This window comes from Tenacibaculum adriaticum, from assembly GCF_008124875.1.
In the GTDB taxonomy this organism is placed as follows: domain Bacteria; phylum Bacteroidota; class Bacteroidia; order Flavobacteriales; family Flavobacteriaceae; genus Polaribacter; species Polaribacter adriaticus.
In genome coordinates this window covers 489,572-505,062 of sequence record NZ_VNIA01000003.1, presented here as the reverse complement: position 1 = coordinate 505,062, position 15,491 = coordinate 489,572, and the positions used below count along the sequence as shown (strand labels likewise).

Sequence of the window (15,491 nt, the reverse complement as noted above, 5' to 3'; positions counted from 1 at the left end):
TTTTCCCTTCTATTTATATTAGTGGTAGTTTTATAGTAAAAGTGCTCCCTTTTCCTTTTTCGCTCTCTACAAAAACAGTACCATTGTGGTTATCAATTATTTCCTTTACATACGCTAGTCCTAGTCCATGACCTTTAACGTTATGTATATTTCCTTTATGTTCTCTATAAAACTTATCGAAAACATATTTCTGAGCATTTTTACTCATTCCGATACCTTCATCTTTAATCTTTAAAATAAAGTATTTATTTGTGCTCTCTGTAAACACATCTATTTTTGGCGCGCCTTCAGAGTATTTTATAGCATTTTCTAATATATTTACGACTACGTTTGTTAAATGAAATTGATTTCCTAATACTTCTATAGAAATCGCTTCAAAATGCGTAGTTACACTTCCTTTTTTATCTGAAACTAATAACTCTATATGCTCAATAGCTTCTTCGACTACATCGTGAAGATCTACCGCTTCCTTACTAATATCAATTTGATTCTTTTCTAATCTTGATATTCTTAAAACGTTTTCTACTTGCCCATGCATACGTTTGTTTTCTTCACGTATCATTTGCACATAACGTTTTACTTTTTCTTCATCATGAATTATTTTTGGATTTTTGATAGCATCTAATGCTAAATTAATGGTCGCAATTGGCGTTTTAAACTCGTGCGTCATGTTATTAATAAAATCCGTTTTTATTTCAGATATTTTCTTTTGACGAACCAACTGATACAACGATGTTGAAAATGCCGCAATAATAATACCGATAAAAAACAACGACAATAGTAAAATCTTCATCATACCCGAAAGTAAGCTTTTACGCTCATCTGGGAACGATACATGCAGCTTATACTTACTATTTCCATTTTCATCTTCCAACAATGGATACGTATAATCTTCATTAAGGTTCACTTTAAAGTAACCTGATTTTATTGGCGTTGCTAATCCTCCTTCATAAACACCAAACTTAAAATCTTGATGAATATTTCTTTTAACGAGTTCTTCTTTAAGCGTTTTTTTTAATTCTCGACTACTCACTCGTTTATGAATTGGTGTAAACATTTTACTTTGAGTAAACATATCTTCAAATTGTTGTTTATTCCAACTCGGATAGGTTTTAAAAGTCGTGAAACTATTTTCATCTGTAAAGTCTCTAAAATCTTTATTACTAGAAGTTATCACTTTTGAGAAAAAAATATCTTCTTTTCCTGAAAAACGTTTTATTATAACAGAATCATTGTTTACAAAATCTACAGGGATTTTAAAATTTTCTTCTAAAATACTAGCAGCAAAAGTAAATTTCTGCTTACTTGTTGTATCTATTTGCTGAAAAAGAAAGTTTTTAAATTCTGCATTGGTTCTAAACTGATTATTTTCAAAGAACTTTTTATGCTTTTGCATAAAATCATTGTATTCTCTCTCTTTAATTCTTTCTGATGTTCCTGCTAAAGCAATAGTAACATTACTTTCAAATTGTTGTTGCTTACTTTTAATTGCGTCTTTAATCCAATACACTTGTACTGCAATAATTCCGATTAAAGAAATGCTCATCAACACCACAATAAGAATAAAAATTTTCTTACCCATTACTCAAAAGTAATTCAATAAAAATTAGGGGGAAACGGTTTTAACCTTAGATTAACAAAGATAATGTAATTTTAAGATAAATTTAAGATTTAAGCTATTATACCTCTAAAAAATTAATACCTTTTTGTTAATTTATTATGAATATTTAAAACCTGTAGCTCGGTATCCTTTAACAATTGATTGTCAATTACATAATGAGATTGCAATATTTTTTTAGCATCTGACCATTGATTTTTCATTCTATTTTCTACTTCTTCTTTCGAAATAGTATCACGAGAAATTACCCTTTGTATTTTAATGCTTTTAGGGGCTGTAACTGTTATTATTTTATCACACATACGATTACTTCCATTTTCAAAAAGAATTGCGTTTTCATAAAGAATATATTCTTTCTTTTTATTTGCTGCAATAAAACTTTGTAAATGCTGATAAACAACTGGGTGTACAATTCCGTTTAAAACAGCCAGCTTTTCTTTGTTTTTAAAAACTATATTTGCTAAAAAAGGTCTGTTAAGCACACCTTCTTTATACACTTCTTCTGTAAACGCAGCAGTCAACTTTGTTTTTATTTCTAATGAAGTATTCATTAGCTTTTTAGCCTCATCATCTGCAAAATAAACCACAACATTTTCAAATTTAGAAAACATTTTAGCTACTGTAGTTTTACCACTACCAATTCCTCCTGTTAAACCTACAACCATTAATTATGAGTTAAAAAATCAATCTTATCTGGCACGATTCTTACCGATGAAACTAAATCAGGCTTTGTTTTTAGTATTGGCAATAAATAAGATAATTCACTTTCCTTAGAAGTTCTATAATCACAAACAACTTTAAAAGAACTAGGCGAAATCTTATTAAAATTATTCAAGCCTACTTTAAAAATTACTTTTACGTTTTTTGGAAACGTATTTATAGTAGTACCATAAGGAACATTTTCTACTTCAAAAGGGACAAAAAACTCACCTTCAGTAAACTTATCAACTTCTATTTTAACTTTAACGACTTTGTCACTGATATTTACTTTTTCTATATCTGAAGGCAATTTAATTAATAATTCTTTTTCAGTGTTTTTAGAAAGATCTTGCAATTCTAACTTTTCTGTCGTTACACTATTTATTTTTGCTAACTGTAGCTCTGGTCCTGAAATGGTAATACTTTCAGGAATCATAGTAATTGGAGTGGCTAAATCATATCCTAATTGATAATTGATGTTTACATCGGCAACAACAGGTACTTTTTTAGATTGTAAACTACCTAATTTTAAATGAATTGTATCTTGCAATACTTTCTCTAACATTAGACCTGAATACAATTGTTCTTGTATGCTTGTTTCTTGATTTTCTGGAATAAAATAATAATGTCCTTTGGATGCATATTTAAGTTTATCTGCAAAAAGCTTTAATCTTCTTCTAGAAAAATTAGCAGAAATAAGCTTGAATCCGCTTCCTTTTACTTTTAAGTTTATTTCTTTAACAGGATCTTCTTGTAAAATTTTGTTCTGTGCTAATTTAACATAAGCTACTTCGTAACTAATTGTTGTTGTATATTCTTTTGACAAGTTGATAAGCAACCACATGAAAAAAGAAGCTAATAAAAACCCGAAAAAGACTTTTGGTATGTTTATTTTTTTATCCAAAGGAAATATATTTTACTGCAATCTAATTAAAAACAAAAAAGTGAGCAAAATTGCTCACTTTTTATTAATGTATTTTAGTTTTATTTCTCTGCGTGCTTTTTACTCAACTCCATAGAAATAGAAGATCTTTCAAATCTAATTTTTCCTGCTCCTGTTTCAATAACCACAGTTCCATTTTTTTCGTTGATTTCAGAAATCCTTCCATGAATACCACTAGTTGTAACAATTTGAGCTCCTTGCTTAATTTCTGCTTGAAATAATTTTTCTTTCTTTTGTCGTGCCATTTGCGGACGTATCATAAAAAAATATAACACACCAATCATAGCTATAAAAGGTAACATACTTAAAATACCTCCAGTCTCAGCTTGTAAAAAAATTGCTTGTAACATTTATTTAACTAATTTAAAATCTTTAGGTTCTTTCAGCTGTTTAGTTGGGGTTCCTTTTTTAGGTGTAACCATACCAGATATTTTTACTGCTTCTGTTCCTTTAGCTGTATTCGTATATAATGTTACTGTTTTGCTTTGTTTATTTCGTTTACCTGAAGTATTAAATTTCACTTTAATTTCTGCAGATTCACCAGGGGCTACAGGTTCTTTTGGCCACGTAGGAACTGTACAACCACAAGTTGCTTTTGCATTTGTAATTACTAAATTAGATTTTCCTGTATTCGTTACCATAAAAGAAGTTTCAACTATATCTCCTTCATTAACGGTACCAAAATCATGTTCTTCTCTATCGAAAGAAATCACTGGTGCACCTTTGCTAATATCGTTATCCCTTTTTTGAGCGTTTAAAACGTTCTCTTTTTTAATTTTAGAAGAAGCATTTTCTTGACCACAAGAAACCAACATTCCTACCACTACCGCAAAAGTGGCTATTACTGATATTTTTTTCATTTTAAAATGATTTTTAATTTTCGTAAAAATAAAATAAATAATTTAAATCTATTTCTTAATTGAAGTAAGATTTATGTAAAAATATTAGATTAATCCTCTACCTATTTTAATCATCTTATTAGAATCTGTATAATCTTTAGATAGTTTATCTAAAACTCCATTAATAAAATATCCACTTTTATTGGTTGAATAATCTTTTGCCAACTCAATGTATTCATTAATAGTTACTCGACTTGGTATCGATGGAAAATGCAAAAATTCTGTTATTGCCATTTTAATTAAAATCATGTCAATATCTGCAATTCTATCTGCTTCCCAATTGGGTGTTTTTTCTCGAATATCTTCTTCATATTTATGTTGATTCAACATTGTTTTGTTAAACAAATCAGATACAAATTCTTTATCGTCGTTATCTTTATATAAACTTCCTAAAATAAAAGTTTTTTTAGGACTCTGTTTATTTAATGATTTTACTACCCATGTATTTACAAACGGAATATCATCTACCCAAGAGATCATTTTATCTTCGTAATAATCATCTAATTTTTCGTTAGGTGCAATGATTTCTTTGAAAAATTCCACAACAAAATCTTTATCTGTGTTATAATTATCCTCAGAAGATGACATGTATTTTTTATACAGTTCACTTTGTTGTAATTCTTCCCAAATGATCTTTACATATTCATCGTCTAATTCCCAATTATTTAACTTATTCAACTCAACATATCCTTCTAAACTAACACTTTCGCTAATCAGATTAATAAGTTTATTGTCAATAAATTTAGTGTTCGGCTGTAAATCTTCTTTAGTCGCAAGAATTTTCTTCTTAGATAATTCCATTCTTTTGCGCGCTAATTTTTGTACCTCTACCAATAATTGGAGGTTAAGCACATATAAATCAAACATCTTTTGAATACTATGCTTCAAGAATTTTCCTTCTTTAACTAAATCGTCATTATGCGATTGCTGCATAGCATATACAGACTGCATTACTTTAACACGAATATGTCTTCTGTTAATCATTATAAAAGAACTTTAAAAAAAAGAGCGATAGATGAATTTCTAACGCTCTGCAAAAATATAATATTTATTGTTTTTTATCTAGCTATTTTGCTCTTTTTTACGAGCATCAATTCTTGCTTGCGCAATATTAAAGGCGGCTTGATGTGTTGTGATATTCTCTTTTTCTGATAAATTGAAAATTTCTAACGTAGTATTGTAAATATTTTCAGTTTTACGTAAACTTTCCTCTTTACTATACCCTTCTAACTCTGCATACACATTAATAATTCCTCCAGCGTTAATTAAGAAGTCTGGCGCATAAGCAATTCCTCTTTCACGTAACAATCTTCCATGCTTTAATTCATCAGCTAACTGATTGTTAGCAGCACCTGCTATAACTTGAGCGTTTAACTGCCCTATTGTAGCATCATTAATAGTTGCTCCTAAAGCACATGGTGCATAAATATCGATATCTAAATCGTAAATATCATTACCTAATGCAACATTTGCATTGTACTTTTTACTTAATTCTTCTAAACTTGCTTCATTAATATCATTTAAGATAACTTGAGCACCTTCATCCGTAATATGTTTTACTAAAGTTTCACCTACATGCCCAACACCTTGTACTAATACTTTCTTTCCTGCTAAATTTTCAGTTCCGAATTTGTATTTAGCAGCTGCTTTCATCCCCATATAAACACCATAAGCCGTTACTGGTGATGGATTTCCTGAACCACCAATAGCTTCAGACACTCCTGTAACATGAGGAGTTACTTCGCGAATAACATCCATATCACGAGTTTCCATACCAACATCTTCAGCAGTGATATATTTTCCACTTAAAGAATTAACAAACTCACCAAACTTACGCATTAACGCATCATTTTTTTGAGTTTTTGCATCTCCTATAATTACAGCCTTACCACCTCCAAGATTTAAACCTGTAACTGCCGACTTATAAGTCATTCCACGAGATAAACGTAATACATCATTTAATGCATCCCATTCACTTTTATATTGCCACATTCTTGTACCTCCTAAGGCAGGTCCTAAAGTTGTGTTATGAATACCAATTATTGCCTTTAATCCTGTATCTTCGTCGTTGCAAAAAACGATTTGTTCGTGACCGTTAAAAGATAACTGCCCGAAAACAGGATCGTTCTTAAGGTCTTTAGTATCAATGATTTCTGATGTCATAAATTATTTGTTTTAAAATTGCGAAATTTGTATTTCCTCAAAATTTCAAGGGCAAAAATACGAAATTCGTAATTACCAAACAAAAAAAGACACCTCAATTGTAATATTTATAACAATTGAAAATAAAATCGTTTGATTTAGAACATTTAATAATTAAAAATAACCATTACTTTAAATAAAAGTTTAACATTGAAAGCATTACAATACCTAAATAAATACTTCCTAAAATATAAATGGCGTTTATTATTAGGGTTATTTATAACCGTTTTATCAAAATTACTGGCATTAAAAATTCCTGAAATAATTCGAAACTCTGTGAACGCTGTAGAAGATTATCAAACGGGAAAACTTACCGATTTGGCAGATGTTAAAGAAACACTACTATACAATATTTTGTTTATCGTTGGGGTAACCTTACTAGGAGGCGTCTTTACATTTTGGATGCGACAATTAATTATTGTTACTTCTCGTTTAATTGAATTTGATTTAAAAAATGAAATTTATCAGCAGTACCAAAAACTATCACTTAATTTTTACAAAAAGAATCGTACAGGAGATTTAATGAATCGAATTTCTGAAGATGTTTCTAAAGTTCGTATGTATTTTGGGCCTGCCATTATGTATACGGTAAATATGATTGTATTATTTGTGGTTGGTTTTACTCAAATGATACAAATCGACCCAAAGTTAACCATGTACACCTTACTGCCTTTTCCTATTTTATCTGTATCTATATTTTACCTAAGTCGTCAAATTAACAAAAAAACCACGATTGTTCAACAATATTTATCGAAGTTAACTACGTTTAATCAAGAATTTTTTTCAGGAATTAATGTTGTAAAATCATATGCTATAGAAAATGTTGTTATCGATGGTTTTGATGATTTATCTGACGAGGCTAAAGAAAAGAATATCGATTTATCTAAAATCCAAGCACTATTTTTTCCGCTAATGGTATTACTAATTGGCATCAGCAATATTATCGTTTTATATGTTGGAGGTCAACAATACATCGCTGGAGAAATTCAAATTGGAGTAATTGCTGAATTTATTTTATATGTAAACATTCTTACATGGCCAGTTGCCATCGTGGGTTGGGTAACTTCAATTATTCAGCAGGCTGAAGCTTCGCAGCAAAGAATTAATGAATTTTTGCAACATGTACCAGATATTGAAAATAAAGTTACCCATCCAACAAAAATCAAAGGAAAAATAGACTTTAAAAATGTTTCTTTAACCTATGATGACACCAATATAACAGCATTAAAAAATTTAAATTTTACTGTAGAAAAAGGAGAAACGCTTGCTATTTTAGGGAATACAGGAAGCGGGAAATCATCTATAGTAAACTTAATTTCTCGTTTATATGATACCACTGAAGGAACTATTTTAATTGATAATATACCGATAAAAGAGTGCAACTTAAACGACCTTAGAAATCAAATAGGCTTTGTACCACAAGATCCGTTTTTATTTTCAGATACTATTGAAAACAATATTAAATTCGGAAAAGAAGACGCTACAGAAGAAGAAATTATTACTGCTGCAAAAAATGCTGTTATACATGATAATATAATAGAGTTTAAAGATGGCTATAAAACTATTTTAGGCGAAAGAGGTGTTACTTTATCTGGAGGGCAAAAACAAAGAACCTCTATTGCTAGAGCCATTATTAAAAACCCTGAGATTTTAATTTTTGACGATTGTTTATCTGCAGTAGACACCGAAACTGAAGAGAAAATATTATCTAATTTAGAACGAGTTTCTAAAAACAAAACTACGTTTATTATTAGTCACAGGGTTTCTTCTGCTAAAAACGCTGATAAAATTATCGTTTTAGATGATGGTAAAATCATTCAACAAGGAACTCATAATCAACTAATAACCCTTAAAGGATACTATAAAGAGTTGTACGAACAACAACTTTTAGAAAAAGAAATTTAAGCTTTAACATTGCCACGTAAAATATTTTGTTAGATTTGTTCGAAGAATTTAACATAACAACCCCTATTTTAAGAAACGAATTATGAGCGAGAGAGTTGAACAAGAAGAAATCTTTTCACAGGTTTTAAGAGCAGGAAGAAGAACATATTTTTTTGACGTTAGATCTACGAAAGCAGATGATTATTATTTAACAGTAACTGAGAGTAAAAAATTTACACATGATGATGGATCTTTCCATTATCAAAAACATAAAATTTATTTATACAAAGAAGATTTCGCAGATTTTCAAGAAATGTTAAATAAAGCAACTGAATACATTCTTGACGAAAAAGGAAGAGAAGTTATCAGTGAGCGTCATCAAAAAGATTACAAAAAAGAAGAAACTGTAAATGAAAACACGTCTACAGAAAGTTTTACAGACGTTTCTTTCGAAGATATTTAAAATAAGTAACAGCATTCGGCATAAATTTTACGAGTTAACTCGTAAAATTTACACCTTACATTTTCAATTCAAATTCAATTTACACAAAGAAAAGCCGCTGACTATATATAGTTAGTGGTTTTTTTAATACTACTGATACAATCTTTTAACAACCAAACTAATCTTGGCAATTATAAGTTTCAAATTCTTTATTATCTGAGCTTTCATACCCAGGTTTTGTAGCCGCAAATACACGCCCTACTCTACTGTTAAGTTTGTCGTCCAACACCACAGTTTCTCTTTTTTTTTCATTAAATAGCATAGCAAATAGATTTTTAACAATTATTTTAACTCAATTTCTCTTCTTTTTATAAAAATAGTAATAAAAAGCTAACAACAAAGCAATTAGATAAAAAAAAGTGTTTTCCCCTATAAAACTATTTTCATCGTTTGTGCTTTTACAACTGTTTCTTCCCACTCTTTTTGTGGATTACTCTCTTTTGTAATTCCACCACCCACATAAATATTTGCGGAATTATTTTTAATTTCCATACAACGAAGATTGACAAACAACTGTGAATTAAACAGGTTCAATTCCCCTAAAAAACCCGTGTAAAAACCGCGATTATACCCTTCGTTTTCAATTATGAAGGTTTTAGCTATTTCCTTTGGAAAACCACAAACTGCGGGTGTAGGATGTAGCATCGTTATTAATTTTGATGGATTCCCTTCAAACCTACCCGAAATACCCGTTTTAAGATGTAATAAATTTCCAGCTTTAACCGTCTCTACTTCTGAAGCAGAAACCGATTTACAAATAGGCTTTAATTTTTCCAATACATAATCTGTTACAACCTGCTGCTCATCTATTTCTTTAGGCTGCCAAGTTACATTTTCATCTCCTTTATATTCTTGCGTACCTGCCAAAGACATCGTTTCAAAAAACTGTTCATTAATTTTAACTAAGGTTTCTGGTGTAGCTCCTAACCAAAGTCCAACTTTAGGATGAAACCACATATAAACAAAAGCGTTATTATAAGTTTTCAATAATTTTTGAAAAGTTTTAATAGCATCAAAATTTTCCAAGTCGACAACTTCCTTTCTCGATAAAACAACTTTTACAAACTGATTATCTTTAATCGCTGCAACTCCTTTTTTAACCAATTTAATATGAAAATCTCTCGAAACTTCATCCGAAGGAAAAATCTTTTTTTGCTTCAAATTAATTTCAAAATTAATCTCTTCTTTAATAAATTCTGAAAAATCAGTAGGAATTAGAATTGAAGAATCTTCATCATTAAACGGAGCAAAAACAAAACCGCTTTCTACATAGTTCTCCGTTGTATGCAGCTTATTATCCTTCTGAAAGAAAGCTGAAATAACCATTTCATTTGGCTTTCTATAAGCCACGCACGGCAATTTCTCTTCTACTGACGTTTTTATTCTTTTAAAAATTTTCAATTTAAACTCTTTAAAATTTGTTCTTTTATTTCATTATAATTCGTCCACACAAAACCATGTCCAACACCATCTATTTCCAGTAATTTGAATCGATCTTCATCATATTTTTCTTGTAACTTTTTCGAATTTGAAAAAGGGACAATCCAATCTTTAGTTCCGTGAACACTTACAATTGAATTTGGATTATTTTGCCAATCTACTTCAAAATTTTGCAAATCTTTTTTATGTGATATTTTTTCTTTGGAAGCTTCTTTCCAAATATCAGGAACTAACCATTTTGTTAAATTCCACTTATAAAAATTTAACAACCAAGGCATAGTTTCTTCAGAACTATAAATTGCTGGTGCTAGTAATATAACTTCTTTAACTTTTTCTTTAACCGCTAACACAATAGGCCCTCCATAAGAGTATCCAACCAAAATCACTTTTTCTTTTTTTAACGGATTAATAATATCCAACAACATATCACGTTCAAAAGCAATACTTTCTTGTACTGTATTTTTATCTTGATAATTATACCCAACTCTATCATATGCAATAATATTAGCTTTTGCTCTAATAGCAGAATCTAAAATATATTGTTCAAAATCTCGAATAGAACCAATAGCTCCATGAACAAAAACTAATATAGGTAAAGTTGTATCTTTTTGAATCGTTAATTTTCTGTATTCAAATCCTCTAAAATTTTCTTGGGTAACTATGGGACTAACACCACTTTTATTATAATCTTTAAGAATCTCTAAAGTTGATTTAGGTGTTGAAAAAGTTACAAAAAACCAATACAAAAAGGTAATTGCCAAAATAAAGATCCACAAAAATATTTTCAGAGATTTTCTTACAAACCGCATTATTTTTTATCTAAAACAATGTTTGTTAACTTACAAATAGAAATTAAATTCCCTTCTTCATCAATAATTTTAATTTCCCATAAATGTGTAGTTCTTCCTTTATGAATTTGACGAGCAGTTGCAAAAATAAATCCTTCTTTTTTGCTCTTCAAATGATTAATACTCAACTCCAACCCTTTTACAACTTTTTTACTAGCATCTACAAACATTGCCGAAGCCGAACTTCCTACTGTTTCTGCTAAAGCTGCCGTTGCTCCGCCATGTAAAATTCCATATGGCTGATATACTCTTGAATTTACAGGCATTTTTGCTGTCAAAAAATCATCTCCAACATCTGTAAACACAATTTCTAGCGTTTCCATTAAGGTATTTTTATTGTAACTATTTAGTTTTTTGAGTGTTTCAATTTTATTCATTAGAAGTATTTTACAAAAGTAAAAATACATAATATTTATCGTATTTTTGTCCTCTCTAAAAAACCACAAAATGTACAAAGTCCGCGTAATTTTAGATACAAAAGAAGACGTTATTAGAACCCTTTTGGTTGATGAAAAGCAATCGTTAGAAGATTTACACTTTACTATTGCCAAAGCTTTTGGCTTTAACGGACAAGAAATGGCTTCTTTTTACCGATCAGATAACGAATGGAATCAAGGAGAAGAAATTCCGTTATTTAATATGGCTGAAGCTGGAGAAGGTGTTTCTATGGCTACCTGTACCCTAAACGAAACACTTCCTAATGAAAGCGATAAGTTAATTTACGTTTATGATTTCTTACAAATGTGGACGTTCTATGTTGAAGTATTAGAACAATCTGATGAAATTACTTCAGAAGCTAAAATCTTACTATCTATAGGAAATATTCCTGATGAAGCTCCAAAAAAAGAATTTACGGCAGACAAATTAGAAAATGATTTTGACGACGAATTTGATGATGAGTTCGATGATAAATTTAACGACTTTGAGAATTTGGATGATATTGATTTTGATACTTATTAAGATTATTTATCTATAAATAAATCTACTTTTTAACCTTTTAATAAATTCCCGTAACATTTTGGTATCTTGTTCGTCGAATATAAAATTGACTAAACAAGTATATCTTTGGAAACAATACTCTCTATCAAAAATCTCGACAAAAAATATAGTCGGGTACACGCGGTTAATAACCTTTCTTTTGACATTAAAAAAGGAAATGTTTACGGAATTTTAGGTCCCAATGGAAGTGGTAAATCAACCACATTAGGCATTATTTTAAATGTAGTTAATAAGAATTCTGGTGAATTTTCTTGGTTCGATGGAAGTTTATCAACTCATGAAGCTTTAAAAAAAGTAGGGGCTATTATTGAGCGTCCTAATTTTTACCCATATATGTCAGCTGTTCAAAATCTAAAACTGATTTGTAAAATCAAAGATGTTCCTTACGATAAAATTGAAGAAAAACTAAAACTTGTTAACTTATACGAGCGTAGAGATAGTAAATTCAAAACCTATTCATTAGGGATGAAACAGCGTTTAGCAATTGCTTCTGCTTTATTAAACGATCCTGAAGTATTAATTCTTGACGAACCCACCAACGGATTAGACCCTCAAGGAATTCATGAAATAAGAGAGATTATTAGAAAAATTGCTAAAAACGGAACTACAATTTTACTCGCTTCCCACCTACTTGATGAAGTTGAAAGAGTATGTAGCCACGTAGTCGTAATTAGAAATGGTGTAAAGTTATATGACGGACGTGTAGACAATATGATTGCTTCTAACGGGGTTATAGAAGTAAAAACTGATGGAGACAAAGAAAAGCTTGTTAATGTATTAAAGAACCATTTTGATGTTGCTGCCGTTAATGTTGATGACGACCTAGTAATTGCAAGACTAGAAAACGAAATTTTAGCCTCTGAAATTAACGCCTATCTTTTTAAAAATGGTATATCCGTGTCTCATTTAGTAAGACGAAAACTAAGCTTAGAACAGCAATTTTTGCAACTAACAAACAATAACTAACCTCTCAAAACAAATCATCATGCTACGACTTCTAAGTATAGAATTTCATAAATTAAAACATAACCGTGCTAGTAGAGTTTTATCAATTGTTTATTTCGGCCTATTAACTTCCATAGCCTTAATTGCTGCTATAAAATTTGACATTGGTCCTATAAAATTTCATTTAGCAGAACAAGGAATTTTTAACTTTCCTTATATCTGGCATTTTAACACCTATATGGCAGCTTCTTTTAAATTTTTTCTACTTTTAGTTATTGTATCTATGATGGCTAATGAATACAGCTACAAAACACTGAAGCAAAACTTAATAGATGGATTAAGTAAAAAAGAATTCATTTTATCAAAATTTTATACCGTAGTAGTTTTTGCGGCAATTTCTACTGTTTTTGTGTTGGTTGTTTCTTTAGTTTTAGGATTGATTTATTCTGATTTTAATGAGTTCGGAATTATATTTTCAGATTTAGAATACTTATTAGCTTTTTTTGTAAAATTAGTTGGTTTCTTTTCTTTCGGATTATTTTTAGGAATTTTAATTAAACGCTCTGCTTTTGCTGTAGCAGGAATGATTATCTGGTTAATCATTGAAAGTCTTTTTAAAGGTTTTTTATATTGGAATTTTCGCCATCTTAAATTTGATGCTACAGAGAAAGTCGGGGATATTATGCAATTTTTTCCGTTGGAAGCAATGCAAAATCTAATAAAAGAACCCTTTACACGTTTAGGCGCAGTACAATCAGTAGCTAAGCAAATAGGCGAACAAGTAGTTAAGGATTATTCGGTAAGTTTTTTAAATATAATTATTGTCTTAATCTGGACATTCATTTTTATTTTCCTCTCATATAGCATCCTAAAAAAGAGAGATTTGTAGTATTTTTCATTAAATTTGGTTTTCACAACTCCAAGCTTAATGAAAAAATTATTATTTACTACTTTTCTATTTGCTTCATTTATACTGTATTCTCAAAACGAAGCAAATTACTGGTATTTTGGTCATAATGCCGCATTAGATTTTAATTCGGGCAATCCTTTACCTGTGAATGGAAGTCAATTAAACACTACTGAAGGATGTTCTTCATTCTCTAACGCAAACGGTAACTTATTATTTTATGTTGGAGCTCCAAACCCTGATGCTCAAAATTTAACAATATGGAATAGAAATAATCAACCGATGCCTTTTTCGGATGTGGCTAACGGAGGGCAATTATTAAAAGGAGATGCATCAAGTTCTCAATCGGCTTTAACAGTTCCTGCTCCAGGACGGCCAAATACTTATTATTTATTTGTTGTAGGAGCTCAATCTAGTGGAAATTCAGGGTTTTGGTACTATACCATCGATATGACAGAGAATGGTGGATTAGGAGATATTATTTCAGGCCCTGTAGACCTTGCTAAATCTCAAGCAACCATATGGACTGAAAAAGTAACTGCAGTTAGAGCTAAAGAATGCAATACTTTTTGGGTAATATCATTAGTTAGTAATACTTTTTATGCTTTTAAAATAGATGACAATGGTGTTGATATTGATAATCCAATCATAAGTTCAATTTCAGGTTTATCTACTGTTGATCCAAGAGGTTATTTAAAAGTTTCTCCAGATGGCAAAAAATTGGTCTCAGCTAGTATGGGGTCGGGAACTTTTCTTTTTGATTTTGATGATGAGACAGGGATTGTTAGTAATTCTAGACGACTTGAAATTAATGGTGATGCATATGGTGTTGAATTTTCAACTTCTAGTAAAAGATTATATATTTCAACTGGATCTTTTGAACCTTCTGATGAAAATTTATTTCAATTCGATGTTACTCTACCATCTATTTTTCAGATTAACAATTCTAGATTTTTAGTCCATAATTACTTCAATACAAGAGGCGCATTACAATTAGGCCCTGATAATAAAATATATTGGACAAGTGATAATTCTAATAATATTAGTATAATTAACAACCCTGAAGAGTTAGGGGCAGCCTGTAATTATTCTCATAGAAGTATTAATCTAGGTTCTGCAACTGCTAGTCAAGGATTACCTCCATTTTTATCTTCATTATTATTACCCATAGAAATTATTGACGTAACTACTAATCAAGTAATAAACAACCAAAACTTACAATACTGCATAGGAGAATCTATTACTATTTCCCCTGAGACTGTAACTGGCAGTAATATTAATTATGATTGGACTTTTGATAATGGAACAACAGTTATCTCAGTATCAAACACATCAGATTTAATACTTAATAATTTAAACATAACCGATAGTGGTACATACTTACTTACTGTAACACTCACAGATGATTGCGGAAATCAAACAAAATTAGAAGGTACTTTTAACATTGGAGTTTATGAACCTTCCCTAGCCAATCCTGCAGCAAACATTAATTTCTGTGATACCGACGGAGACGGTTTCAACAGTTTCGATCTACAAGCCGATGTTACCCCACAAGTATTAGGAACTCAAGATCCTACTCAGTTTGAAGTGGTATATTTCTTAACG

Annotated in this window: 16 protein-coding genes and 1 pseudogene; 6 read left to right on the top strand and 11 right to left on the bottom strand. The window is 30.2% G+C overall.

Annotation, left to right across the window (positions count from 1 at the left end; genetic code table 11):
* Positions 1 to 13: 13 nt before the first annotated feature.
* The 7 genes from C7447_RS11315 to C7447_RS11285 all read right to left on the bottom strand — a co-directional run bounded on the left by C7447_RS11315 (position 14) and on the right by C7447_RS11285 (position 6,322).
* On the bottom strand, positions 14 to 1,582 hold the full coding sequence (locus C7447_RS11315) for a sensor histidine kinase (protein WP_148870614.1): 1,569 nt from the start codon (positions 1,580 to 1,582) through the stop codon (positions 14 to 16).
* Positions 1,583 to 1,695: 113 nt separating this feature from the next.
* Positions 1,696 to 2,283 (bottom strand): dephospho-CoA kinase, encoded by a 588-nt coding sequence (gene coaE, locus C7447_RS11310; RefSeq protein WP_148870613.1) that lies wholly within the window; start codon positions 2,281 to 2,283, stop codon positions 1,696 to 1,698.
* Positions 2,283 to 3,221 carry a CdaR family protein gene (locus tag C7447_RS11305; RefSeq protein ID WP_148870612.1) on the bottom strand — a complete coding sequence of 313 codons (939 nt, stop codon included), beginning with the start codon at positions 3,219 to 3,221 and terminating at the stop codon, positions 2,283 to 2,285. Before C7447_RS11305 ends, coaE begins: the two co-directional genes overlap by 1 nt.
* 80 nt (positions 3,222 to 3,301) lie before the next feature.
* The gene (yajC, locus tag C7447_RS11300; RefSeq protein ID WP_148870611.1) at positions 3,302 to 3,610 is read right to left on the bottom strand and encodes a preprotein translocase subunit YajC; all 309 of its coding nucleotides are present in this window, start codon (positions 3,608 to 3,610) and stop codon (positions 3,302 to 3,304) included.
* Positions 3,611 to 4,120, bottom strand: a complete 510-nt coding sequence (locus tag C7447_RS11295; protein WP_148870610.1) for a DUF1573 domain-containing protein — start codon at positions 4,118 to 4,120, stop codon at positions 3,611 to 3,613.
* 84 nt (positions 4,121 to 4,204) lie between these two features.
* Complete coding sequence (nusB, locus tag C7447_RS11290) at positions 4,205 to 5,143, bottom strand: transcription antitermination factor NusB (RefSeq protein ID WP_148870609.1); 939 nt, start codon at positions 5,141 to 5,143, stop codon at positions 4,205 to 4,207.
* A 78-nt stretch (positions 5,144 to 5,221) separates the two neighbouring features.
* Positions 5,222 to 6,322, bottom strand: coding sequence for a Glu/Leu/Phe/Val family dehydrogenase (locus tag C7447_RS11285; RefSeq protein ID WP_148870608.1), 1,101 nt, complete (start codon positions 6,320 to 6,322; stop codon positions 5,222 to 5,224).
* A 189-nt stretch (positions 6,323 to 6,511) separates the two neighbouring features.
* Here C7447_RS11285 and C7447_RS11280 point away from each other — a divergent pair, with 189 nt between their 5' ends.
* Together C7447_RS11280 and C7447_RS11275 are read left to right on the top strand one after the other, a co-directional pair.
* Positions 6,512 to 8,266, top strand: a complete 1,755-nt coding sequence (locus C7447_RS11280) for an ABC transporter ATP-binding protein (protein ID WP_148870607.1) — start codon at positions 6,512 to 6,514, stop codon at positions 8,264 to 8,266.
* 82 nt (positions 8,267 to 8,348) lie between these two features.
* Positions 8,349 to 8,708 carry a PUR family DNA/RNA-binding protein gene (locus C7447_RS11275; protein WP_148870606.1) on the top strand — a complete coding sequence of 120 codons (360 nt, stop codon included), beginning with the start codon at positions 8,349 to 8,351 and terminating at the stop codon, positions 8,706 to 8,708.
* Between the two features lie 157 nt (positions 8,709 to 8,865).
* Here C7447_RS11275 and C7447_RS14820 read toward each other — a convergent pair whose 3' ends face one another.
* The 4 genes from C7447_RS14820 to C7447_RS11260 all read right to left on the bottom strand — a co-directional run bounded on the left by C7447_RS14820 (position 8,866) and on the right by C7447_RS11260 (position 11,412).
* The gene (locus tag C7447_RS14820; protein ID WP_170245997.1) at positions 8,866 to 9,009 is read right to left on the bottom strand and encodes a hypothetical protein; all 144 of its coding nucleotides are present in this window, start codon (positions 9,007 to 9,009) and stop codon (positions 8,866 to 8,868) included.
* Positions 9,010 to 9,116: 107 nt separating this feature from the next.
* Positions 9,117 to 10,148 carry an isochorismate synthase gene (locus tag C7447_RS11270; RefSeq protein ID WP_246143065.1) on the bottom strand — a complete coding sequence of 344 codons (1,032 nt, stop codon included), beginning with the start codon at positions 10,146 to 10,148 and terminating at the stop codon, positions 9,117 to 9,119.
* On the bottom strand, positions 10,145 to 10,948 hold the full coding sequence (locus C7447_RS11265) for an alpha/beta fold hydrolase (RefSeq protein WP_170245995.1): 804 nt from the start codon (positions 10,946 to 10,948) through the stop codon (positions 10,145 to 10,147). The genes C7447_RS11270 and C7447_RS11265 overlap by 4 nt, the downstream gene beginning before the upstream one ends.
* A gap of 47 nt (positions 10,949 to 10,995) precedes the next feature.
* Positions 10,996 to 11,412: a PaaI family thioesterase gene (locus C7447_RS11260; RefSeq protein ID WP_148870604.1), complete on the bottom strand. Its 417-nt coding sequence runs from the start codon at positions 11,410 to 11,412 to the stop codon at positions 10,996 to 10,998.
* Positions 11,413 to 11,482: 70 nt separating this feature from the next.
* Between C7447_RS11260 and C7447_RS11255 the strand changes: the two genes are divergently transcribed.
* The 4 genes and pseudogenes from C7447_RS11255 to C7447_RS14815 form a co-directional block, all read left to right on the top strand.
* The gene (locus C7447_RS11255; protein ID WP_148870603.1) at positions 11,483 to 11,995 is read left to right on the top strand and encodes an IS1096 element passenger TnpR family protein; all 513 of its coding nucleotides are present in this window, start codon (positions 11,483 to 11,485) and stop codon (positions 11,993 to 11,995) included.
* 105 nt (positions 11,996 to 12,100) lie between these two features.
* Positions 12,101 to 13,000 carry an ABC transporter ATP-binding protein gene (locus C7447_RS11250; protein WP_148870602.1) on the top strand — a complete coding sequence of 300 codons (900 nt, stop codon included), beginning with the start codon at positions 12,101 to 12,103 and terminating at the stop codon, positions 12,998 to 13,000.
* 19 nt (positions 13,001 to 13,019) lie between these two features.
* The gene (locus tag C7447_RS11245) at positions 13,020 to 13,868 is read left to right on the top strand and encodes an ABC transporter permease (RefSeq protein ID WP_148870601.1); all 849 of its coding nucleotides are present in this window, start codon (positions 13,020 to 13,022) and stop codon (positions 13,866 to 13,868) included.
* Between the two features lie 39 nt (positions 13,869 to 13,907).
* A pseudogene (locus C7447_RS14815) lies at positions 13,908 to 15,491 on the top strand (hypothetical protein); the annotation flags it as partial.